Here is a 24,706-nt window from a genome sequence, read left to right as displayed (position 1 = left end):
CCCCAGCCTGTCCCACACTGTAAAAGTACTATTTTTAGACGGGTTGCACTTCTTCTAAAGTTCGAAACTTAGCTTTGGCGGCAGGTTTCTCCGGCATCGGCAGAGCAACAGGCACCTGTTGCGACTGGCCAGTGGCCATAACCACAGTACTGCCGTGGCGAGCGGCGCTCACCAGTGCATCATTGTCGGCGATAGCAGTCATAAATCGTAAAGCCTCATCGGCACTGGTGCCGGCATTAGTTAACACTTTGACTGCTTCAGCGGCACTCTCGGCATAAACTCGACGCGCTTCACCCATTTTCTCCATACGAATCTTAACCGATTCACCGTCGGCTTTGGCCTTGCCCACTTCCCGCTCACGGATTGCTTCGGCTTCATAGGTAGCCGCCTGCTTCTCCCGCTGCATTTCCATTACCTTGTTAGCCTGGACTTCGACAGACTTGGGCAGACGCGGCTCATCCGAAAGCACATCGACTATCTCAACGCCAAAGTCGTGAAAAAAATCACGTAAGCGCTCTTTGGCTTTATCAGCTATCTGTTCTTTTTTGTTGTACACATCTTCAAGTTCAATGCCATTCGCTACCGGAATTGCAGCATCAGTGGCAAAAGACTTTAGCTGAGATTGGTAATTCTCCAGATCATACAACGCTTTATATGCAAGCTTCACATCGGACGATACCTGGTGCTGTACTTTAAGTACTAAACCGAAGGTAACATGATTGCTGGTCTTCAGGTTAAGATCCACCGGCGTCTCGTGCAGAGCTGTGGATGCCTTTTTATCCACCCATGAGAGGTAGGGAATAATCAAGTTGAATCCAGGAGTAGCGGTCTTCCAGTATTTGCCAAGAAATAGCACAAAGTGGTACTGCTTTGGCTTAACGATAACAATGGCTTTTGGCAGCAGGAAAACTATAGCCAGAATGAGCACAATAGCCCAAGAGGAAATATTTATAGAGAACTGTTCGAGCATATCTTCTTTTAATCCTGAGCAAGGAATCTAACAGAATGACAATCAGGGTAATATCCTCCCAGATTTATCATCACTGATCTTATTAGGGTTATGGAACTACGAATCTTTTGGATATTATTGAGAGTATAGTTTTTGTCATCAGCAATCAATCTATGACCGAGAGATTCAAAAATACGGAAACAGTCAGCTTCAACCCATCAATGAATCATCTACCTATTCTCTCTCACCCTCTTCCAAGTTTTTTACAATCACCTCTTCTTTATTATGACACTGATACCTGGGAGATCTTACCAGATCACAACTTGTAATTATATGAAGTGACTTAGACACACCTACTAGTACTAGGCGGCCAATAAAAGGAGAGAAATGATCGCAGCAAACGGTAGCCATGGAGCGAAAAAAGTTATCTGTCATCATCCTAGTGACCATCCACACCACACCCTCCGAATTTGGCACCTCCTCATCATCACCAGCACACTGGCATCCAACCAAACACCCAGAAATTTATTCAGACAACTCTAAACGAAGGTACCAACGTATCGACTTAAAAATAAATTCAAAAAAACCAAGACTTACACACAAACAATTTATTAGACAAAGAAAAATGCGACTCAAAATTTACTCACTCACAGGTTTAAATGTAATATTAGTAGCTCTCCCCCTAATATACGATCAAGTTGCACGCTGTGCCAATCAAACTCTCATACGAAATAAAGGAAAAATAAATGAGCTACTTACAAGAAGGTGGATGTTTTTGTCGCAATGTACGTTACAAAATCAAGGGGGAACCTGTATTACAGCTTTTTTGCTTCTGTAGTGATTGTAGAATGATAACCGGATCAGATGCCTGGCCAGGATTTATGGTTAGGAGTTCAGATTTCTTATGCTCACTAGGTATTCCAAAAATCTACAAAAAGGTATCAAGTGAAGGGCGGACCGTAAAACAACATTTCTGCAAAAACTGTGGCTCAAATCTTTGGGGGGAGACAGAGTTCGGCCTGATTAGTGTTGGAGCAGGCACTTTAGACAACCCAGATATATTTAACCCATCCAATAAGGTTTTCACATCTGGAGTTCCTCATTGGGCAAGAGTCCCAGAAAATCTAGAGAGCCTCTAGCTAAGCGTGGCCTCAGAAACATAGCCAAAAGAGCCTGTACCAATTTGGGCAATTAACATCGAAAAAAAATAGAAAGTAGAATTTTTACAATGAAAGTTTATAGTTACAGTATTTTTGGTCGAGAAGTTATAATTGAAAGGCATAATGACGGCTGGCTGGCATTCTTCCAAGGTCCTGAAGGAAAGCGAAGACCTGCAGGGATAATTATACCATTTGAGATTACCGAGGGGGAACTAGCCCAGTATTTATCAGATTTATGCCATGAATGGGCGTCGGAAAGATATCAAGATGTGATACTGTTGAAGGAAACAAGTATCTCAACATGACAGCAGTCCTTAATATAAAATCATAATTGCAAATAGTAGTCACCAGTCCCCTACAAAGAAAAATCGAATATTTTAATAATAATCGAACTTGGAGATAACCACTTGCGATACCCAGCAATAGACATTACCAGAGGTATTTTAGTCGTTGTTATGGCGCTCGATCACACTCGAGATTTCTGGACGGCCATCCAGTTTGACCCCCTCGACCTATCCCAAACCTCTGTGATGCTATTTCTTACCCGCTGGATCACACATATTTGCGCCCCTGGTTTTATTTTTTTAACCGGGCTAAGTGCCTATTTACATGGTAAAAAGTTAAACTCCAAGCAGGAACTCTCTCAGTTTTTGCTGGTAAGGGGCCTGGTACTAATCCTCCTGGAGCTTACATTAGTTAATCTTTCCTGGCAGTTTGATTACAACTATGCCTTTGTTCAGGTTATATGGGCGCTGGGGCTATCAATGATACTACTAGCAGGCCTGATTTACCTCCCCAATAAGTTGACCCTTATAGCCTGCCTGGCCTTAGTTGGATTGCATGGCTATATAAACGATAATTACATACGCCAACTACTGGGAAGTTACGAGTGGATATGGATCCTGGCTCATGTTCGCAGCGGATTCAGGCTATTTGAGTTTGATACCGGAATTTTCGCCGCCTACAATATCATCCCTCTATTTGCCCTTATGTACCTAGGGTATGCATCTGGCACTCTATATGAACTGGAGGCAAAAAAAAGGGTACACTTTCTCCTAATGGCAGCAGCAGTACTAGCGATCCTATTCTTTAGTTCAAGGTTTATTGGCTTTGGGGACCCCCATGTCTGGAATCCTGATGAAGGTATTCTCGGCTTTATCAATACTTCCAAATATCCAATGTCATTTAACTATATAGTAATGACTATGTGTATAGTATTACTAACAATGGCATTAGTAGAAAACAGAAAAAACAAGGTATTAAATATATTTCTTATGTTCGGCCAGGCATCACTCTTTTTCTATCTCTTACATGTACCGATTATCAATTTAGCCGCTCACCTTTGGACATATCTGGAATTTGGAGTTGCAACCAACTTCTTCAATGGCACTAAAGTATGGCCAGAAGGCTATGAGCCAAACCTGGCGCGAACCTACTTATTCTGGATTGTACTTATCGGCACATTGTATTATCCGTGTAAGAAGTACCTAAAAAAGAAAAAAGAGAGCAACTCGGTAATCTATTCATACGTATAGATTAGCTGAGGATCAGTAGCCAGAAGCTGGTACAAAACTGGATCGTTCTGCGATCCAGTTGAGATATTTTTGAGGTCTGAGAAAAAATGAAATATAGGTTGCAGGCGGCTATAAACTAATAATCCTTTTTCCACTGCAACTCTACACTGCCAGAACCACTATCTCCATCATCTGCGGTTTTGAACTCCAAGTTTAGGTTTTCACGCAATTCTATTTGCATTTCCGCCTGCCAGGGGCTCAGCGGATCGGTGCTGCGTTGCAACTCTACATAAATCCGATTGGTAATATATTTACCCAAACTAAGGGCATATTCTTCGCCCTCATCTCCTTCCTCCTGCTCAATATTAAGGGTATCGAGACGCAGCAATTCACGGGTTTTTGCTACCGGATCGAGCACGGCACGACCGGTTTGTAGGCTACGCACCACGCTCACCAGACGTACGGCTTGTAGCGGTGAAATATCTGAAAGAGACTTGCCAAATAGTAATTGCGCTAAAATTTCATCCTGAGAGGCTGAAGGATCTGAGCTGAAAGTAATATCCAGGTCAGTTGCAGAGCCTGAAATATTTGCTGTGATTTCACCATCGCGATAGCTATAAACACCCTCGACAAACACTGCCACTTCATTATTTTCGAAGCGAATCTCCCCCTCCTGAAGATTAAACTTCTTACCTAGCAGGTCAAAACTGCCGCGCACGATAGTCAGCTCACCTGAGGCTTCCGGTTTGGCCGCAGTTCCGTGAATATCCACTTGACCGCGCAACTGCGAGTTAAGTCCAAGTCCGCGCACATAGGACTGCTGATCCAGAATCACCTCGACTCCCAAACTGATCTTGCTAAGCAGCAGCGGTGCACGCTCCACCTGTGGGCCATCCACCTGGACCTCCACTACTTGAATTTCCGGAACCGTGCTGCCAATCCACTGCTCAATCTGTACTGCCAATGGTCGCAGGGTAAAACGACCGGTGATTTGCGCATCCTCAGTCGAACCCGACAGGGTAGCTTCTCCAGAGATTGCACCGCGTACTCCCGGAGTATTCAGTAAGTGTGCCCTATTCAGATTTAAGCTTAAGCTCATCTGTGGCGGTGCCTGCTCGGGAAAAAACACGGCCCCTCCCAAACTAATCGTACCGCCATCAACAACTGTGGCACTGCCCCTTTCGACAAGCCACTCTCCCGGGGTCAAGCGTGTATAAAAATCAATATTGGTAATACGGGTGTGGCTTGGGCGGTGCTCATAGCTTGCTCCACTCAGTTCTATCCCACCAACAAGGTGAGGCTCACCCAAAGTGCCGACACCATCCGCTGAGAAACTCAGCAAACCGCGCATTACATGTATCCTAGGGTCAATAAATTCAGCAACGACAGACAGATCTGCGGAACCACTGCTCACCAGCTGTAGAGGAATATCGCTCACAGACCCCGCTGAGCTATCAGAAAACAACCGTTCAAAAATGGGAGAAATCAATAACTTGGCACTGCTATCTATTGCACGGCGACCATCGTGCTCAGCCACGAGAGATACCTGCAATTCCCCACCTTCGGTATGCCATTCAAGCACTGTTGAGAGAGGCTGCACCTGCACACGCCCTTGCTCACGGCCGGGCGTATAACCACTGATTCGCAATTCCCCTTCAAGCTGTGGCTGACGTGGACTGCCAGTAATACTTGAGTACAAAACGACATCACCCTGCTCAGGTGTATTAAACGGTAACTCTCGTGAGAGATCTTCCAGTGAGGCCCTGCCCTGCAGCTGCAGATCCAGCCGCTGCTCGTTGAGACTACCGTGGGCCCACAACTGGTTGCGCCCCGCCCACAGAAATTCCAGCCCGTCCACAACCAGACTCTTATCCGCATAATCAAGCACTCCCTGCAACTGCCAGGGTTCATGGCGATAGCCACCCTGGGCCAGCACACTCGCGCGTACTTCAGGGTTGGTAAGTGCTCCCTTGATCTCGCCATCCAGGCTAAGCTCGCCTTCCAGGGTCTTGGGTAGCGGCAACCCTAACACCTCGAACAGGGGTAGCGGCAGGTTGCGCGCACTCACCCCCAGCTCAAGCCGACCCAGCTTTGGCTCAAGTGCTCCCTCAGCTTCAATCAGTGCAATTCCCTCGCGCCCCAGGCGCTGGGCTTCCTTTGCAAGTTCGGTGAGACGGCTCGCATTTTGCTCGGGCTGACTCGCCCCTTTTTGCATACTCGGGATAGTGGTCGGTGACTGGGGGCCGCGGAATTGCCCCATGTCGAAATGGTCTATGGATCCGTTGGCATATAACTCCACACGCAACCCTTGCAGATTAATCTTTTCGAGGTCGCCGCTGGCATCACCCTTCAGGTTGTATCGGTATTCGTGAACCAGGCCATCGGATTCCAGGCTAGTATTCAGGCGCGGATTGGACCAGGGACCTTCCACACCAACCTGCCCCTGCAGGCCCAAGCTAACACCCTTAGCTGAAGCGAGACCGAGATCTTCACTTGGGTTGAGATTGCGAATATCTACCTGCAGCTGCAAGTTCAGTGCTTCAGACTCAATATCTACAGTGCCACCGCCAAGGATATTTAACTTGTCCCCCACCAGGGAAAAATCCGTAATGGTTAGCCCCTTCAAGTTTCCATTGACTCGGGCTGTCAACTCATTCTGTAAATTTCGGTAAGCCGATACAGCACTCAAATCTCCCTGCAAATTCGGGTTATCCCAAGGTCCCTGTGCGGTTAGCTGTAATTGGTGCAGAGTACCGGAAAAGTCATCAGGGATTTTCAGCTGCTCTGTTTGCGGGAGGGAAAATAGAAGGCGGCGAATCTCCTCAACTCCCAGCTCCTGCACGGCCGCACTCATATCCAGGGTTTTATTTTCAGTATCTATACTGCCCGCGGTACGCATCTGTGCCCCAGCAAATTCCAGCCGCAGGGACTCCAGGTGAATCATTCCCTGTATGGTATTTACCTCGCCTATCAGCTCCAGGGGCTGCTCCCGATAACTACTGTTCAGTTTTACCTGGCCAGAGATATCGGGCAGCGGTAATGTGCCGGAAACTGTTAAGCCAGCACTGAACCAACCGCTGTGCAAGACATTTTGCCAAGGGCGGGAAAGTGTAATAGGTAAGCGATTGAGATGAAGCTCTGCGCTGATATTGTCAGCGCTAATATTGCCAGACAAGGTGCTGCGTTTACCATCCACTTGTAACCAGATGCCATCGGTATGCACCCGCCAGGGAAACAAATCAAAAAGCAAACTGCCTGTCAGCGCCAGTTTGTGCTGGGAAAAAGGTGTGGAAAGAGACTCAATATCAACCTGTATCTGTTTATCGCGACGGCGTAGGGAAATTTTTCCTCGCGCATCCAGCCCCTGCCCCTGAGGTAAATGCAACTGCCGCCCAACAAATCCCTGTGCTTTTTCACTGGCAGAGAAATCCAAAACAAATCGCCCGGGCTGACGCTCGCGCCCATCGGCAATAAACTGCAAATCACCACCACTTAATTCGCGAATTTCCAGCTGCAATTGGGTGGGCTGCCCCTCCCACCGGTAGAGGCTGTTGCCATACACAGAGATCGCAGGGATATCGGTTATCTTACTGCTGATCAATTGCAATCGCTCAAGCCGTAGCTCCCCAAGGCGGAACCTAGGTACTAAGGTTTCCCAAGTGGTGGCTTCTCTATTACCAGCCTCTTCCTGTAAATCCTGAGCGGTTTTCTCTTCCGCTCGAGCCAGGGATTTCAGTAGTTCATCGAGTACATCAATATTTAATAGAAAGTCCTTGACTACAACTCGATCAATATTGACAGGATTACTGGAAAAACTTTGCAGCTCCAATTCCAGTTGATAACCCTCCGCCAGGGTATTGCTCTCAAAATCTACCCGAAGACGCTCGAAAAACCATGCGCCGAGGCGCTCACTACCAATTCCCTCCGCCTCAATAGAGAGGCCGTCTATCACCTGCTCCGCCCCATAAAAAGCTGTGCGAGTAAGACTGACCCGCCCCTGTTCAGTACCCAAGAAATAAATCAATGAAAGTACAATCAGTAAGCACAGGCCGGTTAGAATCGATCCCCCAGCACCAAAGGATCGCCACAGACCACGCAGGAGAGCACCCAGCGCCCGGGCCAAACCCATTGCAAATGCGTTCAACCTGGCCATCAGAAAGCCTGCCCCAGGCTGATATAGACCTGGTAACGATCATCCACACCATCGCGGCGATCCAGGGGAAAGGCGAGATCGAAACGAATGGGGGCAAAAGAGGTGATATAGCGCACACCAAAACCTGTGCCCCAAAAAAGGTCTGAAAAGTTAGGGCTCGGATCTTCGTAGGCATTGCCGCCATCAAGGAATAAGACCCCACCCCAGGTATCCGTAAAACGAAAGCGCCCCTCAATAGAAACCTCACTGAGACCGCGTCCACCTATTGAGTCGGACAGGGTTTCCTCGCCGTCCTCATTAATTTCAACAATACGCGGCCCCAACTCCTGGTAGCCATATCCACGCACCGAACCGCCGCCCCCCGCATAAAAGCGCTCATCCGCAGGAAGTTCCAGGTTGGCCGCACCGGTAATAGCCCCCGCTTTAATACGCAAGGCCAGTGTGGGTTCGTAGCGCATAGACTCTGCCGTTTTATAAGCAGTCAGTTGCAGGATATTTTTTACAAAGGACGTACTGTTTTTGTTTAAGTCCAGATAGGGCTTAATTTCCAATGCGGTGGTAGCCCCACGACGAGCATCCAGTGGTTTATCTGTAGTATTCAGTTTAAAACCAAGGGGAAATGCCAGCAGATGATAGTTCTCATCCGGATCCCCATCCTCCACAGCACCATCCACTTTTTCATCCACACGGCTGAATTTGAGTTCAGCCCCTGCGCTAATAGTACGGTGCTTGCTCAATTTTCGCGATACCAGCCCCTTGAGAGTCAATGCTTTGGAGCGATAAGAATCTACATCTTCACCGGTAAGGGCCACGCTCGCGGTAAAGCGCTGCTTGTCCCTAAAGAAGCGCGGTATGGTCAGTTTGCTCTCTAAAGTCTGCTTGACTTTGTTTACCTTGCTTTCAACTTCCAACTTTTCACCGCGATGAAAAATATTGCGATGCTCCCAACTGGCGGACACACCGGGGCCCTCATCAGAGGTGTATCCCACCCCCAATGTAACTGTACGGTGGTTTCGTTCTTGCACAATAAATATGACATCCACCAAGCCGTTATAGGGTTCCGATACCTGATGAGTCACATTGGAAATTAAATTCGTGCGCAATAATCGCAACTGGGCTGCATCCAATTTGCTGCGGCTGAAACAGTCTCCAGGACTAATATTCAACTTGCTGCGCAAGTAGTCTTCTTCAATTGAGGTAGCGCCGAGAATTTGTACATCGCCCACCATTACCTCCGGGCTCGGCGCTACACGGTACACCAGGCGAGCAGCGGCCTCCTGGTGGATCACTGTAGCTTGGTAGGTAACATCGACATTGAGCAGACAGGCATTATTGTTGAGGTACGTGGTTATCTTCTGCACGCCTTCGAGTACCTCATCGGCCTGAAGCGGGTCGCCAACTGAGATAGGCAAGCCGGGAAAGCCCGCACGCAGTTCTACAGGCATTTCAATATCCAGACTTTTGATCAGGTACTGTGGGCCTGGTACAACCTGGTAAACAATTTCATTGCTCAGTACAGACTCTCGTACAGTAGCGTCATAGTACCCCTCCGAACGCAGCAATTTTGCGAGGTTGCCGCGTTCGTAGTGGGCTACATCCTGTGGGTCTTCATAGCTCTCAAGGGCGCTGCTGTTCTTGCGAAGTTCATTGAGTTCTTTACTCAATTTTTCTTGCAGCTGGGAATCACCTTGTACATACAATGAAAAGCTAGGTAATTTGGAGAAAAAAGGGATAGCTATTGCCTGCTGCAGAGGCAGCAATGCAAAACCGATAAGCAGGGAGATAAAGAGAGTTCGCAAAATATTAATCCGTTGACCGCAGCGGCTACTCCGCGCACTTCCAGGTATCCATTCCCTTCACATACGATTTTGCCCCAGAACTGGTAATGTCCAGGTGAAGTTTGCCGGCGAAAAGCAAAGCAATTGATAGCTTCACATTGCATCAATCGCCGGCCAGGAATAAACAAGTAGCTTATGGCTGGGAGCTGAGATTGCCAAGTAACGGATTACAATCCTGAATTATCACTCGCCCTTCGAGAATATTTCCCTTGGAGTATTCAGTAAAAATACATTGATTGGTTTTGGGGTCGTAGTTCTCAATCCAGAGATTGTCCTCTTTCCAGGTGGCGCCAATATGTCGGTAACCATCGGGCACGGAAATACGCATCACCCCACCGAAGCGTTTTACAAAGACCTGTTCGTAGTGGAAGTAATACGCCAACCAACCCGCAAAGAAGAAAACTGCGGCCGCAATAGCGCCAATTTTCAAGCTGCCCATACGGCTGCCAACAAAAAGGGAGAGAATGACCAGGGCGATAACCGCCGCCCAATAGAGATAAGTAACCATACCTGTTCTTCTGCCTTGAATTTATTGGTATTACTATATGGCAAGGGTAGCGCAGAACGCGGGTAAACAAAATGACGCCCGCCTACGTACCCTTCCCCCTTAATTAATAGCTTCAGTCCTCAGCCAGAGCCGGCAGGTTTTCGAACTGTGCCAGAGCCTCAGGGTTAGCAAGGGCTTCCTTATTCTTGACCAACTTGCCGTGCACCACATTACGCACTGCCAACTCGACAATTTTTCCGCTAATAGTACGCGGAATATCCGCCACCTGAATTACCTTGGCCGGTACATGACGCGGGGTAGTGTTAGCGCGAATAGTGGAGCGGATTTTCTGCACCAAATCCTCATCCAGTTCCACTCCCTCACGAAGCACAACAAAGAGCACCACGCGTACATCATCCCGCCACTGCTGGCCGATGCAGATACTATCGAGCACTTCCTCCACCTTCTCCACCTGGCGGTAAATCTCGGCGGTGCCGATGCGTACGCCACCGGGATTCAGTACCGCATCGGAGCGACCATAAATAATCACCCCCCCATGGGAGGTAATTTCCGCATAGTCACCGTGCGCCCAAACGCCCGGCCAGTTTTCAAAATATGCACTGTTATATTTTGTCCCATCGGGGTCATTCCAGAAGCCGATCGGCATACAGGGGAAGGATTTGGCGCACACCAGCTCCCCTTTCGCTGCAGTTACTGGTTTACCATCGTCATTCCAGACCTCCACAGCCATACCCAAGCCGCGGCACTGAAGTTCTCCCGCATAAACCGGCAAAGTCGGGTTACCCAGGGCGAAGCATGAAATAATATCGGTGCCGCCGGAAATAGAAGACAGGCACAAGTCTTTCTTTATGTCTCGGTAAACATAGCGGAAGCCTTCATGGGCCAGTGGCGAGCCGGTAGACAGCACCGCGCGCAGCTTCTCCAGTTTGTGGCTTTCCCGAGGCTTACAGCCGCTCTTCTCCAGGGCGGCAATATACTTGGCGCTGGTGCCGAATACGCTAATGCCTTCCTCATCTGCCATATCCCATAGGCCCCTGGCCTCTGGATAGAAGGGAGAGCCATCAAACAGCACCAGAGTTGCACCGCAAGCCAGGCCACTTACCAGCCAGTTCCACATCATCCAGCCGCAGGTGGTGAAGTAGAACAGGGAATCCTCACGACGCAAGTCGCAATGTAGGCGATGCTCCTTCAGATGTTGGAGTAAGGTACCACCCACCCCGTGCACTATGCACTTCGGCACTCCAGTGGTACCCGAAGAGTACATGATATACAGGGGGTGATCGAATGCGGTCTGGGCAAAGGTAAGTTCGCGCTTGGGCGCTGCAGCTTCGAACTCCGACAGTAACACCACTTTATCCAGCGGTTCTGCCGCTAGTACTTGAGCCGTTTCCTCTTGAGAGCGGGCGACAGGTACCACCACCAGCTTCTCAATAGAATCGATACGGGCCACTATCTCACGCAGGCGCGGCAGCGAGTCGATCACTTTGCCGTTATAGAGATAGCCCTCGCAGGCAAATAGCACTTTCGGCTCCACTTGGCCGAAACGGTCAAACACACCATTAATGCCAAAGTCCGGCGAACAGGAAGTCCAGATAGCACCGAGGCTAGTAGTTGCCAGCATGGCCACTACGGTATCGATCACATTTGGCATAAAGCCAGCCACACGATCCCCTTTGGACACGCCCTGATTGGCCAGGGCTGAAGCCAAGCGCTCTACCCGGTCGTACAGCTGCGCGTAACTGAGCTGGCGGCGGCTACCATTCTCCAGGCGCTCAACCAAAGCCGCCTTATCGTCGCGGTAGCGCAGCAGGTTCTCAGCAAAATTAAGTTGTGCACCGGGGAACCACTCAGCACCCGGCATACTGTCGTGGCCCAAGATCTCTTCTCCGCGCACACCAGCTTCTACTTCGCAGAAATCCCACAAATCGCTCCAGAAGTCCTCGCGCTCTTCAACAGACCACTGGTATAGCGCGTTGTAGTTTTCCAGCTGTAGCTGGTGTTTCTCATTAACCAGCCGGCGAAACTCATCCATTTGGGTTGAGGCTATGGCCTTTGGGCTCGGTTGCCAAAGGGGTTGTGCATTGTCCTTCATCTCAACAGACCTTGTAGGTTCATTATTCTCGGTGATTGTTTGACCTTCGCCAGGGCGAAAGCGGCAATCATGCCTTGCCCGACGACTTTAAACTATTTTAATCTTTCGATGGTTTCTTTAATAAAATTTAACATTCCCTGAAGTATCTGGAGCCCCAGTGAGCGCTACTATTAAACAACTTCGTGCCTTCGTTGTCGTAGCGCGCAGCCGCAGCTTGGCGCAGGCCAGTGCCCAGTTACACTCTTCCCAGCCGGCGCTCTCTATAGCCATCCGTAATCTGGAAGAAGCCACCGGAGGCCCCCTATTCAGTCGCGATGGTCGCCAACTGGTCTTGACCCCAGAAGGACGCGAGTTCCTGGTTCGTGCGGAACAACTGCTTAATAGCTGGGACCAATCACTGGATGCTATACAGCAGCGCTTCCGCCTGGAACGCGGTCAGCTACGGCTGGCGGTTATCCCCGCTTTTGCCTTAAACCGGGTACCCTCTCTATTGGCTGACTTCCACCAGAAGTTTCCCCAAATCAATATTGTGCTGGAAGATGTGGTTATGGAACGGGTTGTAGAGGCGGTGCAGGAGGGACGCGCGGAATTGGGTATCAGTTTTCGCCCGGATGAACTGGGCGGAATGGAGTTTGTGCCCTTTGAACGCGATCGTTTTATCGCAGTAGTGCCCAAAGAGCACATATTGGCGGAAAAAAAGACAATACGCTGGCGCGACTTGGCCACTCACCCTTTTATATCGATGAACCGTGGATCAGCGGTAAGGCGCTGGACGGATACTGCCTTTAACCAGTGTGGGAAAGCCGCTCAATATGTTTGTGAAGCCAACCAACTAAGCACTATCGGGCAGCTGGTCAGGACAGGCTTGGGAGTCAGTGCCGTACCAAGTCTTTGTGAGGCACAAATGCGAGAGCATGGTTTAACCTGTCTGCCTCTCTCCGCTCCGGCGGTGACACAGGAAGTTGGCACGCTGCTCAAAAGCCGCGGCAACCTCTCTGCACCCGCCGGTGCTTTCCTGGAGTTGCTCACTGAGCAGTAAGCACCGCAGGAACAGTAACTTGCCCAGAGGGCCAGCCACTACTTGCTGCTGGTGGCGCGCAGCATCCAGGCAGTTTTTTCATGGACACTCATACGATCGGATACCAGGGCAATAGTCGATTCATCCTCTCCCTTTTGCGCAGCTTTTAATACATCGCGGCAAGTTTTAATCACTTGCTCATGGCCCTTGGTGAGAATTTTCACCATATCCTCGGCTGCGGGAATTTCCACAACTTCTTTAATAGAGCTCAACTGCCCAAAAGCCTGGTAGGTGCCTGGCGCAGAAACCCCCAAGGTGCGAATCCGCTCGGCAATATCATCTACCGCGGTGGCCAGCTCGTTATACTGCTCTTCAAACATCAGGTGCAGTTCACGAAAAAATGGCCCGGTAACATTCCAATGGAAGTTGTGCGTTTGCAGGTACAGAGTGTAACTATCCGCCAGCAAGTGCTTGAGACCACCAGCGATCTTTTCCCTATCTTTTTCGCTAATACCAATATCGATTTTTTTCATTAAACAAATCCTTCTTCCAATACTTTTGTCACCGAAGTGGTTGTGATGCCATTCTGATAGCTTTAAAGATTTCTCACAAGCTATCGGGTTGATAGCTTATCTATATAGCCGAGCCAAGTTTATAAGACACTAAAAAGGCAAACATATTTATCCAGGCAACTAACTCGAAATATACCTTGAGTCTGGCGGAACCCTGCTCTAGAGCAACTGTAGGTCTAAAGTAAAAAGATAATTATTACGCCAAAAAAGGAGCAAAAATAAAGCATATTGGCTATGCATATGCTCATATTGCCAGCCCTGTATAAATCTACTGAAAGAAAAATTTAAGAGGAAACAAAGTTGCTAGGTATTACAAACCGGGCAATTACTATGGCTCGGCAGCTGCAAAGTTTGCAGAGCTAAGCTTTCCGTCTCGATTAAGTGCAATTTATTCAAGCTCGATACCGGCAACCCTACCAAGTACTTTATGGCCTCCAGAGCCTGCATACTGCCAACTACACCCAGCGCAGGACCGATCACACCTGCTGTAGAGCAGTTCTGGACTTCAGCCTGCTCCTGGGGCGGAAACAGGCAGGCATAACAGGGACCTTTTCCTTCAGAAAAATCAAAACTAATCAGCTGGCCGGAAAACCCCTGCACCGATGCCATTACCACCAGACATCCTGCCTGATAACAAACCCGGTTGATCGTATGGCGGATTTCCAGGTTATCGGTGCAGTCCAACACCAGATCCACCTGTTTTACCTGCTCACGCAGCCAGGATTCATTCGCCATTTGGCTGTGGGGGTGAATGCGAATAGTTGGATTGGCCGCAGCCAATTGTTGTGCAGCCACCATGGCTTTGGATTTTCCCTGGTGATTGGTTTTGTACAAAACCTGGCGCTGTAAATTGGAGAGATCGATATGATCACCGTCCACCAGGTGCAGCTCTCCAATACCGGCTGCGGCTAGATACATCACTGCCGGGCTGCCGAGCCCACCTAAGCCAACAATCAGAATTCGCGCAGAAGACAGCTTTTTCTGTCCCTCTTCACCCACCTGGGGCAACATTATCTGGCGACTGTAACGCTGTAATTCCTTACTACTTAACATGGCTCTACTTCCGCATGCTTACCTTTCAACAGGACATTAAAATCGGCAACCGCCTGCTTGTAGTCTTCCGCTTTAGTAACAGCGCTGACCACGGCGATACTGCCAACGCCGCTAGCGATAACCTCACTGGCCCGCTGCATATTAATACCACCAATTGCCACGAGTGGATAATCGGGCAATAGTGCTGCCATTCGCGCAAGTTTCTGCACGCCCTGCAACTGATCCGACATATCCTTGGTGTTGGTCGCATAAATTGCACCAATCGCCAGGTAGCTGGGGCGATAACGGTAGGCCAACAGTAATTCATAGAAGCCGTGGGTACTGATACCCAGCTTTAATCCTGCCGCTTGAATTGCCCTCAGATCAGCAGATTGCAAATCCTCCTGGCCCAAATGCACACCGTAGGCGCCGCACTCAATCGCCAACTGCCAGTAATCATTGATAAACAGGCGCAGGTTATACGTCCTGCCAATAGCCACTGCACGCTCAATCTGTGCGCGCAGGTCCCCACCCGGATTCTTTATTCGCAGCTGTAAAGTACGCACTCCCAGCTCAGCCAGACGCTGCAACCACTCCACTGTATCCACAACCGGATATAAACCCAATGCTTGAGAGTCTGTTTGGGCAAACCCTTGAACAAGAGGTCGGACAGTATCAAAGCCATAATCCGACGCACGCTCTTCTCCGGGCAGTAGAATCTCCGGGAAGTCGATTAAATCCAGGGGCCAGCCACAGTGGCCTACAGGGCCGGCACCAGCGCCGATGTGTGCATTATTTCCCCGGCGCAAACCCCGCTGAACATAGGCTTTACCCACAACGCAGGCATCTCGCAACGGGTAGCCCAAAGCGCGGCAAGCGGCAATAGCGGAGGACAGGGTGCAGCCTGTGCCATGTGTGCCTGTACTGGACACTTCCCGGCCAATAAACCAATCGGCTTTTTCACCATCCCACAGTAAGTCGGCAACTTCTCCCGCACGCAATTGCGTATGGCCGCCGGTAACTAAAATTGCGGTACCGCCGTGAGCGTGCAACTGACGCGCAGCCTGCACAATAGATTCCGCACCCGTGACACTGGCTCCGGTAAGCCATTCCAATTCATGTAAATTGGGAGTGACCAGATCACACTGTGGCATCAACTGAGCCAACACCGTTGCGGTAATACTTCCTTCAGTGAGCCCGGCTCCATTGGTAGCAACAGCAACCGGGTCGTAAATAACCGGAACCGGCTGCACCGCTTGCAGCTGGCGCAGGAAATCTGCCACCGCAACAACTTGTTCAGCATTCGCTAGCAGACCGATTTTAATTGCGGCAGGAAATAGATCCCGCCGTAAAGCCTGTAACTGAGAACCCAAGACCTCTAGGGAAACTGCATTAATTGCAGTAACTTCCACCGTATTCTGTGCGGTATTGGCCGTGATAGCACTGCAACCATGGCAGCCGAGGTCGGCAAAAGTCAGCAGGTCCGCCTGAATGCCGGCGCCACCGCCGGAGTCACTGCCGGCAATGGTCCAGACAATTGGCTTTTTCAATTGGAGTTGATCGCGCATAAAAATACTAATCCTGCAATATGCTCTCTGCCTGCTGCCAGAAAGGCATATCCAGGGTGGGGGTGCTGGGGCTGGCAGTTTGACGCCTGAGCATCAAGCCGGCATTAAAGGCGGCGCGCCCGGATTCCACAGCAAGTTTAAAAGCATTAGCCATCAGTACCGGATCCTGGGCTTTTGCAATCGCAGTATTCAATAACACCGCATCAAAGCCCATCTCCAGTGCTTCTGCCGCCTGTGATGGCGCACCGATTCCGGCGTCAATAATGAGCGGTACATCACTCAGGCGCTCGCGCAGTGTTTGCAGGTTATATTTATTGAGCAGGCCCTGCCCGGTACCGATGGGAGCCCCCCAGGGCATTAATACCTCGCAACCCACATCCAAAAGTTTTCGACACAACACCAGGTCATCTGTGCAATAAGGCAAAACCTTGAAGCCTAATTGAATTAATTCCCGCGCAGCTTCTACCAGACCAAAGGGGTCTGGCTGCAAATTGTAATCATCACCAATCACTTCCAGCTTGAGCCAATCGGTCTGGAAAATTTCCTGGGACATTTTTGCCAGCTCCACCGCTTCTCGCGGCGATTTACAACCGGCGGTATTGGGCAACAGCTGACAGCCGGACTCGCGAATATAATCCCAAAATATATTGTCCTGCTGCTGTGCCGGATTTTGCCGGCGCAGGGACAAAGTAATAATTTCCGAAGCTGAGGCTTGCACGGATTCGCGCATAATCGCAGGGGAGGGATACAGGGCGGTGCCCACCAAAAGCCGGCTGTTAAATGCCTTTCCGTACAGTGTTAGTAGATCGCTCACCTTTACCCCCCCACTACCGGAGCAACAATATCCAGGCTATCGCCGTTATTTATCTGTGTATTGCTATATTCCATACGGGGAATAAATCCACCGTTGATCGCAACGGCAAATGTTTCTCCGCGATAGCCGAGCTGCTGTAAAAGCACAGAGAGTTTTAGCGGGGATTCAAGGCTCTGTGTTTCCCCATTAATTAATACCTGCATCAAACCACCTGTAACAGTTGTTGTGCCACTTGACTCGCCACTTGCTCCACTACTGCCGGCGCTAAAAGATAACCGTGACGGTAAAGGCCATTCACCCGAATCAGGCCATCCTCGCTGTGGATATAAGGCATATTATCCATAGTGGCGGGGCGACAATTTACGCGGGTCTCAACAATACGAGCCTCGGCAAAAGCCGGGTTGAGGGAGTAAAGCGCGGAAGACAATTCCATACTGGAGCGCACGGAAATGGGCGACAGATCTTCGCTCTCAATTTCTGTGGCGCCGATTACAGTGCGTCCATCGCTGCGTGGTACAGCGTAGAGCTTATAGCGTGGGTGGAGCAGGCGCACTGGACGCTGCAAAACCACTTCCCGGGATTCCACCACCATCACCTCACCACGGACACCGCGTAAGCCTTCAATCTGCCCCTTGGCACCGAGACCACGGCAGTCGATCACGCAATCAAATTGTTCGCACTCCGAGTTCACAGAGATATACCCGGCTTCGCAATTTACCTTGCTATGCTCTCGCAGAGTGACAGCTCCTCGGTGCAATGCGCTGAGTAACGCAGGCAACAAGCGGTGATTATTGATATCCGCCTCACCTCGTAAGTAAAGCCCCTGTTCAAAGCCGTGTAAGGAGGGCTCTAATTTCGCTAAAGTATTGCTATCGAGTGCCTCCACCTGCTCCCTGGCAGATTCACCCAACTTGCCCTGCAACTCCCGCAGGAATTGCAACAGCTCACTTCTATCCTTGCCGTGAGCAACCAGTACTGAGCCCGCCCTGCGGTATTCCACGTCCTGCCCGCTCTGCTCCTTCAGCTGCCGGGCCCACTCAGACCAAAGCTCAAGGCTTTTCAGCCCCAGGTTGTAAACCTGTTTATCGCTGTGCACCAATTCCGATAGTGGTGAGATCATTCCCGCTGCCGCCCAGCAGGCTCCCCCGACTGGTGCCGACAAATCACCCGCTTCAAACAGGGTGATATCCAGTTCCCGTTGGCAGAGCCGCCAGGCGAGCAAGCGACCTAACAGGCCGCCACCGGCAATAGCTACTTTGGCTTTGGTTTCGCTTGTCACAGACCACCTATCTTCGCAAATCCAAATCGACACCCGGCGATAATCTCTATGCACTCGCCGTACTTTTGCTATCCGATTCTTGGGGGAGAGGATTCTCCCCCAAAATACTCATCAGCCCTTGTGATAAATCTCGCTGCCCATGTCCTTAAATTTAATCGACATTTCCTCCATGCCCTGTGCCGCTTCCTGCTTGGCCGCATAATCGCGCACATCCTGGGTGATTTTCATGGAGCAGAATTTTGGGCCGCACATGGAGCAGAAGTGAGCTACCTTGCCGGATTCCTTTGGCAAGGTTTCATCGTGATAGGTGCGTGCCCGCTCCGGGTCCAAGCCGAGATTGAACTGGTCTTCCCAACGGAATTCAAAGCGGGCTTTTGACAGGGCGTCATCGCGCTTCTGTGCCCGCGGATGCCCTTTGGCCAAGTCTGCGGCATGAGCCGCAATCTTATAGGCCATAAGGCCCTCTTTAACATCCTCTTTATTGGGTAGGCCCAGGTGCTCTTTGGGGGTCACATAGCAGAGCATGGCGCAGCCGTAGGTGCCGATAAGTGCAGCGCCGATGCCGGAAGTAATGTGGTCGTAGCCGGGAGCAATATCCGTGGTCAACGGACCTAGAGTGTAGAAAGGTGCGCCGTGGCAGTGCTTTAGCTGCTCATCCATATTTTCTTTGATCTTATGGATAGCCACATGGCCGGGGCCTTCGATCATGGTCTGAACATCGTGCTTCCAGGCAATTTCAGTCAGCTCGCCAAGCGTGTGCAGCTCGCCAAACTGGGCTTCATCGTTAGCATCCGCAATTGAGCCCGGGCGCAGGCCATCACCGAGACTAAAGCTCACATCGTAAGCCTTCATAATCTCGCAGATTTCCTCGAAGTGGGTGTAGAGGAAATTCTCTTTGTGATGGGCGAGGCACCATTTGGCCATGATGGAACCACCGCGAGAGACAATCCCGGTCATACGTTTGGCAGTGAGCGGCACATAGCGCAAAAGCACGCCAGCATGAATAGTGAAGTAATCCACCCCCTGCTCTGCCTGCTCAATCAAGGTATCGCGGAACACATCCCAGTTAAGATCTTCAGCAATTCCGTTTACTTTCTCCAGCGCCTGGTAAATCGGCACGGTACCGATGGGCACTGGCGAGTTGCGCAGAATCCACTCGCGGGTTTCGTGGATATTGGCACCGGTGGACAGATCCATCACCGTGTCCGCGCCCCACTTGGTAGACCAAACCAGTTTCTCCACTTCCTCTTCAATGGAAGAAGTCACAGCAGAATTACCAATATTTGCATTCACCTTGCACAGGAAGTTGCGCCCGATAATCATCGGCTCCACTTCCGGGTGATTAATATTCGCCGGGATAATTGCCCGCCCCTCTGCAACTTCCCGGCGCACAAATTCCGGCGTGATTTGCTCGGGGATGTAAATACCATCACGTGCCTTCTGGTATTCACTTTCACTCATTTCCGCTGCCAACTTGGCTCGCCCCATATTTTCGCGCACTGCGATAAATTCCATCTCTGGGGTAATAATGCCGCGGCGGGCATAGTGCATCTGAGATACATTCTGTCCCGGTTTGGCCCGGCGAGGGCTGGGAAGGTTTTCAAAGCGGATATGATCCAGCCCCTGGTTCGCCATACGCTTCTGGCTGTAGGCCGCTTGGCGAGAGTCCAGCAGTTCAGTATCTCTGCGGGCCTCTATCCAGCCCTGGCGCAATTTGGGCAACCCTTCCCGTACGTCCACTTTAAAATTGGGCTCGGAATAGGGGCCCGAAGTGTCGTAAATGGTTAGGGGCTCATTGGGTTCAAACACCGGATTCTCTGCATCCCCCCCTACCAAACTATCTCCCAAACAGATCTGGCGGGCACCAACCTGAATGTCGGGAGTTTCACCGGGCAAATACACCTTGCTCGAGTTGGGGAAAGATTGAACCGTGAGATTTTCAAGAAATTCTTTAGCGGAATCGCGACTGGCAGCGCGGGAGGACTTTCCGGCTTTACCGGATTGTTCAATGATCTCAGACATGCGTAACCTTAAAACTTGGAAATTTAAAGGTCGCAGCATCCAGGGCACATACAAAGAGAAAAGACGCCAAACTGTAACAAAACAGGCGACTTCAGATCTTGTTCCCTACGCGGGGGTTACCCCGATCAGGTTCAACGGATCTCGCAACAGCGATCTCAGCCCACAGGCACTCCGACAAGTAGAGCGCAGTATAGTGGAAGCTAACAGATATGAACAGAAGGTCACCCGGGCGGATAAATATCATCGCATAGATCTTTAATAGAAGTGGCCTTGCAGAAAGAAATGTTACAGACGACAAAACCCCAACCCACTTCAACTTATTAAACTCTGACTAATTAGTCGGAAGCATTCACTTCTCTCCCTTTTCCACTCCGACCTACACTCCACTGGTTCACCGATGCAGTACCAAAAAAATAATTATCTACGACGAAAGTCGGTGTGGGAGAAAACACAATGTGGAATAAATATGGAGTAGTAATAACCCTGGCTTTGTGCGTTTTGTCGATACAGCCAGCAATGGCAGCCCCCTCCAAGTCGGTCGCCGCGGGTGACAGTATTACCATGGCATTCGGAGCGGACTGTACCCGCAATAAGTATTTCTGGGATCTTTTCTGTCTCCTTGGTGGAGACCAACCAGAGCACTCCTGGTTTGATGGTGATGACAATTCAGTTGAAAGTATTCATGACAAGTATAAAGTTAATTCACCAAATATGGCCGCTAATAAAAATGCGGCGGAATCTGGAGCGGAAATGCTCAGTGGTGGAGACAATTTCTCTACTCAAGCCGACCGGATTCTTTCGCAGAATAATGTAGCTGACCACGTAGAAGTAGTTTTAGGCGGTAATGATATCTGTAACCGCGAGTGTGTAGATCCGGCGAATTGTGATGATCCACTTTACACTGATAGTGAATGGCGCTCTGCAATTCGCGCGGGGTTAGACAAACTGGTCGAAGGCCTGCCCAATGGCTCTACTATTCTTCTCGGTTCGGTACCCCGTGTACAAGACCTGCGCGCAGCAGGGTTGGAAAAGCAAGCCGGAAACTCTCGGGTAGACTGTGAAAGTGTCTGGTCTACCTTTGGTATCTGCCGAATTGCTACCAATGGCGGTACTATGAATGGAGAGGATTTTACCACTCGCTACAACGGTATTAGCGCAGCCCAACGTCGATATAACGAAATACTTGCCGAGGAGGCAGAAAGCTATAATGGCACCAATGGCGTTGAAGTAATAGCCGAGTACACTGGTGAAGGTGAGGTAAATGCCGGTACTTTCCAATTTGGTAAGGACGATATTGATGGCGGTGACTGCTTCCATCCCAGTGTCCAAGGCCAGAATATAGTGGCTGATCTTTTGTGGCAAGGCAATACAGATAAGTAATTAAGTTCAAGTTTTACTGCTCGGTGGATATAGAGCCTGTTGCTTTTTTAGATTGTTGTTACAGCAGGCTCATTTCTTATTTCTGTTATTCTTTCTCGCTATCCGGCTCTTCTTCAAAGTATCCTAACTCTTCAACAACGTACTGTAATCGATGTGGCAATCCCTTACGCATGAATGCCACATCAATTATCTTTCCGCTGGTCAGCGCATCCCATAGGGCATTTTGACCACTATGAACCCAGCTATCATTAACCCTCAGCAATACATCATTTTCCTGAAAGCCTAATGCAGTAAAGAATTCATTATCAGCAACGCCTTCCAGTCGCATCAGGTGATACCCTTCGACTTCCAGTTCTGCCTCTGTAAACTTAGACTCCAGGATTTCACGCTCCTCCAATTGTCTACTCAACCATTCCTGCCCCAGGGTAAGCACTCCAGATGGAGAGATTAGCTGACGGGTTCCAGGTCCCATCGGTTGTTCAATACGACGCTTAAGTTTCTCACTATGTATATATGACTGGGTCAATAAAATATCAGTGCCCTCTTCACCTTCAAGGGGAAGTTTCGCCAATCCCTCATTGCTCTCAATGACGGCAAACTTGGAATAGAGCCGCAGCAGCGAGACTCCCTCTAAAAGCGCTTGTCCCAAAGTGAAATATTGAGCCGTTGCCCCATTCACTTCAATTAATGCTTTTGATCTATTTTTGACACTCGACTCGCTAATCCCAAGCAGTCGAAGCGGCAATTTAGTTAAGGGTAAATTTCGCTCATTGATATTATTGCTATCTTTCTGGACAGCTTCATCTTTTGGGTTTATTCCCAAAGAATACAATTCCTTTTCAATCCAGAAAGAATACTGTTCAAAAGTGCGAGGTCCCTTTAGGTATAAGCCGTTGATAAAAACTACGGGTACATTTTTTAGTCCAAGAGCAATGGCTAGTTTTTGGTCTTCAAGCACCTGAGATCTATATAGCCCGTCAGCTCTACAACGATCAAACTGTGAACTATCCATTTGAAGCTGTTTAGCCAAGCGTACGTATTCGTTTTTATTAACGCTTGGAGCCAGAGTATATAATGCATCATGGTACTCCCAAAACTTGCTTTGCTCTGCTGCACAACGTGTTACAGCTGCAGCCATTACACCCTCTCTATGAAACTTCAAAGGAAAATCGAAATTAACCTGCCTTATCCATTCCTGATACTCAACCATTAAGCGCCTAAACACAGGCTGAGTGGATTTACAATGTGGCGACTGAAAAGAGCAAAATACTGCGATGGTGACAGGCGCCCGGGGATTTCCTCGAATATTTCGTGCACTATAAGTCAGCTCAATACGAGGCGGCTGTGGAAAAGGTAATAATATCTCGATATCAGCTCTACCCTCCCCCGTACTACCTATTAATTCATGAAGCTTATTTAATCGTAACTCGTATTGCATTTCAGCTATATCATATAGAGCAAATTGAAGCTCGCTATCCAGTGCCTCAATGCTAATTTCATGCTTACCTACCCGAGCTGCAATCTCTCGATGCTTCGTTTTTTCATAACCTAAAGGAAAATCAGAAAACTTTGAATAACCACTAAAAATAGTGAAAGTGGTCAAAGCTCCCAAGACTACATAAAGAAACTTAAGCTTCCACATGGCTTATATCCTCATGGTGTTTTATCTATGTTACCAGGGAAGATATTTTCTAGCCTTACTTGGTAGAATTTCTAAGAAATAATTTATAGAAGTGGGAACTAAGCTTACCTTTTGGCACCGCATTCAGCAGAAATTTAACATCCCATATTTACGATGCAATGGTCTTTAATAGTCAATACTGTTAGAATTAAAGTGAAGGAACGCTATAATCGATACTTTGCATATCGACTTTATATATAAATATAAAGTAATGAATGACATCTAGTGAAAATTGAAAATATAAGAGATAAATCTTATAAATTCAAAACAACAGCCCCTAAAAGCCATTTAATGAAAGTAAAATCGTCCTGACAGAATAATGCTCTTTTAATATAACTTTTAAAAGAGCACCTGATTCACTATCTGATTCAAATCGAATTAGTCTTTATTGTTTGTAGCAGTATCTTTTTCCTTATAGGTGGTTCCCACCATCGAAATACAGTTTGGGCAGCCAGAATACCCCTTACCATAGGATGTTCCCCCTCCTGTTCCGAGTTGCTGGTGCTCTATAACAATCACATGCCCCCCTAACTGTGCCGCTTGATTCTTCAAATCAGTTCGGCATTGCTTTATATTAGTGATTGCTGATCGTGCATTAAATCCAAAGTTACAAGCAACCTCACCAACTTCATAATATTTATCAAGATCAGAAATAGATATCTGTTGCACAATTTGTATATCTCTTCCTGCATCTGTTAATTCCACAGTTGCACAAGAAGATAGCAGCATAATTAAAGCAATTATTAAAAATCTCACCCTACCTGGCATAAAGCCCCCTTGACCCTATTTATTATTTTCAAAAGGATTATTACTTCATAGCGACTGAAATAGTCAGTTACAGCCCACATGTTACTTATTGTATTCCAGTTAAGTATTATCTTTTAGTGAAGCTAATCAAGTAATTTGAAGCCTAAAAATAGATAAACACAACCCACATCCGGACTTTACGGCCTTTCCCAGAGTACGGAATCATAATTTAGGTCTTTGTTTGTTTTTTACACACATAAAAAAAGGGCCACCCATTGGGTGGCCCTTTCGGATTAGAAGCCTGACGATGACCTACTCTCACATGGGGAAGCCCCACACTACCATCGGCGATGTTGCGTTTCACTTCTGAGTTCGGCAA

Annotated in this window: 19 protein-coding genes, 1 rRNA gene and 1 riboswitch; of the genes, 5 read left to right on the top strand and 15 right to left on the bottom strand. The window is 48.9% G+C overall.

All coding sequences use genetic code 11. The features are described 5' to 3' along the window. Positions 1-34: 34 nt before the first annotated feature. Entirely contained in the window at positions 35-970 is a 936-nt protein-coding gene (locus ABWV76_RS15385) for an SPFH domain-containing protein (RefSeq protein WP_020413570.1), read from the bottom strand. Between the two features lie 725 nt (positions 971-1,695). On the opposite strand from ABWV76_RS15385, the gene ABWV76_RS15380 reads away from it, so the two are divergent. The 3 genes from ABWV76_RS15380 to ABWV76_RS15370 all read left to right on the top strand — a co-directional run bounded on the left by ABWV76_RS15380 (position 1,696) and on the right by ABWV76_RS15370 (position 3,644). Continuing rightward, positions 1,696-2,088, top strand: a complete 393-nt coding sequence (locus tag ABWV76_RS15380) for a GFA family protein (RefSeq protein ID WP_083922733.1) — start codon at positions 1,696-1,698, stop codon at positions 2,086-2,088. Positions 2,089-2,177: 89 nt separating this feature from the next. Then, entirely contained in the window at positions 2,178-2,414 is a 237-nt protein-coding gene (locus tag ABWV76_RS15375) for a DUF7661 family protein (RefSeq protein ID WP_353376508.1), read from the top strand. 102 nt (positions 2,415-2,516) lie between these two features. Next, positions 2,517-3,644: an acetyltransferase domain-containing protein gene (locus tag ABWV76_RS15370; RefSeq protein ID WP_157533500.1), complete on the top strand. Its 1,128-nt coding sequence runs from the start codon at positions 2,517-2,519 to the stop codon at positions 3,642-3,644. A gap of 115 nt (positions 3,645-3,759) precedes the next feature. On the opposite strand, the gene ABWV76_RS15365 is transcribed toward ABWV76_RS15370, so the two are convergent. The 4 genes from ABWV76_RS15365 to ABWV76_RS15350 form a co-directional block, all read right to left on the bottom strand. Next, positions 3,760-7,776: a translocation/assembly module TamB domain-containing protein gene (locus ABWV76_RS15365; protein WP_353376507.1), complete on the bottom strand. Its 4,017-nt coding sequence runs from the start codon at positions 7,774-7,776 to the stop codon at positions 3,760-3,762. Then, complete coding sequence (locus tag ABWV76_RS15360) at positions 7,776-9,575, bottom strand: autotransporter assembly complex protein TamA (protein ID WP_020413574.1); 1,800 nt, start codon at positions 9,573-9,575, stop codon at positions 7,776-7,778. Before ABWV76_RS15360 ends, ABWV76_RS15365 begins: the two co-directional genes overlap by 1 nt. Before the next feature lie 172 nt (positions 9,576-9,747). Continuing rightward, positions 9,748-10,122 carry a hypothetical protein gene (locus ABWV76_RS15355; RefSeq protein ID WP_020413575.1) on the bottom strand — a complete coding sequence of 125 codons (375 nt, stop codon included), beginning with the start codon at positions 10,120-10,122 and terminating at the stop codon, positions 9,748-9,750. A gap of 112 nt (positions 10,123-10,234) precedes the next feature. After that, complete coding sequence (locus tag ABWV76_RS15350) at positions 10,235-12,214, bottom strand: acetoacetate--CoA ligase (RefSeq protein WP_083922734.1); 1,980 nt, start codon at positions 12,212-12,214, stop codon at positions 10,235-10,237. Positions 12,215-12,371: 157 nt separating this feature from the next. On the opposite strand from ABWV76_RS15350, the gene ABWV76_RS15345 reads away from it, so the two are divergent. Beyond that, a complete protein-coding gene (locus ABWV76_RS15345) occupies positions 12,372-13,253 on the top strand; it encodes a LysR family transcriptional regulator (RefSeq protein ID WP_353376506.1) in 882 nt (293 codons plus the stop codon). A 38-nt stretch (positions 13,254-13,291) separates the two neighbouring features. Here ABWV76_RS15345 and ABWV76_RS15340 read toward each other — a convergent pair whose 3' ends face one another. From ABWV76_RS15340 to thiC, 7 genes are all read right to left on the bottom strand, one after another. After that, positions 13,292-13,765, bottom strand: a complete 474-nt coding sequence (locus tag ABWV76_RS15340) for a Dps family protein (RefSeq protein WP_020413578.1) — start codon at positions 13,763-13,765, stop codon at positions 13,292-13,294. A 342-nt stretch (positions 13,766-14,107) separates the two neighbouring features. Next, positions 14,108-14,857 (bottom strand): HesA/MoeB/ThiF family protein, encoded by a 750-nt coding sequence (locus ABWV76_RS15335; RefSeq protein ID WP_353376504.1) that lies wholly within the window; start codon positions 14,855-14,857, stop codon positions 14,108-14,110. Further along, a complete protein-coding gene (gene thiE, locus ABWV76_RS15330; RefSeq protein ID WP_353376503.1) occupies positions 14,851-16,404 on the bottom strand; it encodes a thiamine phosphate synthase in 1,554 nt (517 codons plus the stop codon). The genes ABWV76_RS15335 and thiE overlap by 7 nt, the downstream gene beginning before the upstream one ends. Positions 16,405-16,411: 7 nt before the next feature. Continuing rightward, complete coding sequence (locus ABWV76_RS15325) at positions 16,412-17,218, bottom strand: thiazole synthase (protein ID WP_353376502.1); 807 nt, start codon at positions 17,216-17,218, stop codon at positions 16,412-16,414. Between the two features lie 2 nt (positions 17,219-17,220). Further along, positions 17,221-17,421 (bottom strand): sulfur carrier protein ThiS, encoded by a 201-nt coding sequence (gene thiS / locus ABWV76_RS15320; RefSeq protein WP_353376501.1) that lies wholly within the window; start codon positions 17,419-17,421, stop codon positions 17,221-17,223. Then, positions 17,421-18,497, bottom strand: coding sequence for a glycine oxidase ThiO (gene thiO / locus ABWV76_RS15315; protein WP_353376500.1), 1,077 nt, complete (start codon positions 18,495-18,497; stop codon positions 17,421-17,423). Before thiO ends, thiS begins: the two co-directional genes overlap by 1 nt. 111 nt (positions 18,498-18,608) lie before the next feature. Further along, positions 18,609-20,519: a phosphomethylpyrimidine synthase ThiC gene (gene thiC, locus ABWV76_RS15310; RefSeq protein ID WP_353376499.1), complete on the bottom strand. Its 1,911-nt coding sequence runs from the start codon at positions 20,517-20,519 to the stop codon at positions 18,609-18,611. A gap of 85 nt (positions 20,520-20,604) precedes the next feature. Continuing rightward, positions 20,605-20,703: riboswitch (TPP riboswitch) on the bottom strand. 269 nt (positions 20,704-20,972) lie between these two features. Between thiC and ABWV76_RS15305 the strand changes: the two genes are divergently transcribed. Beyond that, positions 20,973-21,899: an SGNH/GDSL hydrolase family protein gene (locus ABWV76_RS15305; protein ID WP_020413586.1), complete on the top strand. Its 927-nt coding sequence runs from the start codon at positions 20,973-20,975 to the stop codon at positions 21,897-21,899. Positions 21,900-21,984: 85 nt separating this feature from the next. On the opposite strand, the gene ABWV76_RS15300 is transcribed toward ABWV76_RS15305, so the two are convergent. The 3 genes from ABWV76_RS15300 to rrf all read right to left on the bottom strand — a co-directional run. Beyond that, a complete protein-coding gene (locus ABWV76_RS15300) occupies positions 21,985-23,541 on the bottom strand; it encodes a thioredoxin domain-containing protein (protein ID WP_020413587.1) in 1,557 nt (518 codons plus the stop codon). Positions 23,542-23,958: 417 nt separating this feature from the next. Beyond that, on the bottom strand, positions 23,959-24,348 hold the full coding sequence (locus tag ABWV76_RS15295) for a hypothetical protein (protein ID WP_353376498.1): 390 nt from the start codon (positions 24,346-24,348) through the stop codon (positions 23,959-23,961). A 278-nt stretch (positions 24,349-24,626) separates the two neighbouring features. Next, positions 24,627-24,706: ribosomal RNA gene (rrf, locus tag ABWV76_RS22065) — 5S ribosomal RNA — on the bottom strand; the annotation flags it as partial.

The organism is Microbulbifer sp. NBRC 101763 (assembly GCF_040371615.1).
GTDB lineage: Bacteria > Pseudomonadota > Gammaproteobacteria > Pseudomonadales > Cellvibrionaceae > Microbulbifer > Microbulbifer variabilis.
This window is presented reverse-complemented; position numbering and strand designations above follow the sequence as displayed.

Excerpts from the sequence above, each read along its gene's own strand:
- ABWV76_RS15385 (WP_020413570.1), bottom strand. The coding sequence starts at position 970 with ATGCTCGAACAGTTCTCTATAAATATTTCCTCTTGGGCTATTGTGCTC.
- ABWV76_RS15380 (WP_083922733.1), top strand. The coding sequence starts at position 1,696 with ATGAGCTACTTACAAGAAGGTGGATGTTTTTGTCGCAATGTACGTTAC.
- ABWV76_RS15375 (WP_353376508.1), top strand. The coding sequence starts at position 2,178 with ATGAAAGTTTATAGTTACAGTATTTTTGGTCGAGAAGTTATAATTGAA.
- ABWV76_RS15365 (WP_353376507.1), bottom strand. The coding sequence starts at position 7,776 with ATGGCCAGGTTGAACGCATTTGCAATGGGTTTGGCCCGGGCGCTGGGT.
- ABWV76_RS15355 (WP_020413575.1), bottom strand. The coding sequence starts at position 10,122 with ATGGTTACTTATCTCTATTGGGCGGCGGTTATCGCCCTGGTCATTCTC.
- ABWV76_RS15350 (WP_083922734.1), bottom strand. The coding sequence starts at position 12,214 with ATGAAGGACAATGCACAACCCCTTTGGCAACCGAGCCCAAAGGCCATA.
- ABWV76_RS15340 (WP_020413578.1), bottom strand. The coding sequence starts at position 13,765 with ATGAAAAAAATCGATATTGGTATTAGCGAAAAAGATAGGGAAAAGATC.
- ABWV76_RS15335 (WP_353376504.1), bottom strand. The coding sequence starts at position 14,857 with ATGTTAAGTAGTAAGGAATTACAGCGTTACAGTCGCCAGATAATGTTG.
- thiE (WP_353376503.1), bottom strand. The coding sequence starts at position 16,404 with ATGCGCGATCAACTCCAATTGAAAAAGCCAATTGTCTGGACCATTGCC.
- thiS (WP_353376501.1), bottom strand. The coding sequence starts at position 17,421 with ATGCAGGTATTAATTAATGGGGAAACACAGAGCCTTGAATCCCCGCTA.
- thiC (WP_353376499.1), bottom strand. The coding sequence starts at position 20,519 with ATGTCTGAGATCATTGAACAATCCGGTAAAGCCGGAAAGTCCTCCCGC.
- ABWV76_RS15305 (WP_020413586.1), top strand. The coding sequence starts at position 20,973 with ATGTGGAATAAATATGGAGTAGTAATAACCCTGGCTTTGTGCGTTTTG.
- ABWV76_RS15300 (WP_020413587.1), bottom strand. The coding sequence starts at position 23,541 with ATGTGGAAGCTTAAGTTTCTTTATGTAGTCTTGGGAGCTTTGACCACT.
- ABWV76_RS15295 (WP_353376498.1), bottom strand. The coding sequence starts at position 24,348 with ATGCCAGGTAGGGTGAGATTTTTAATAATTGCTTTAATTATGCTGCTA.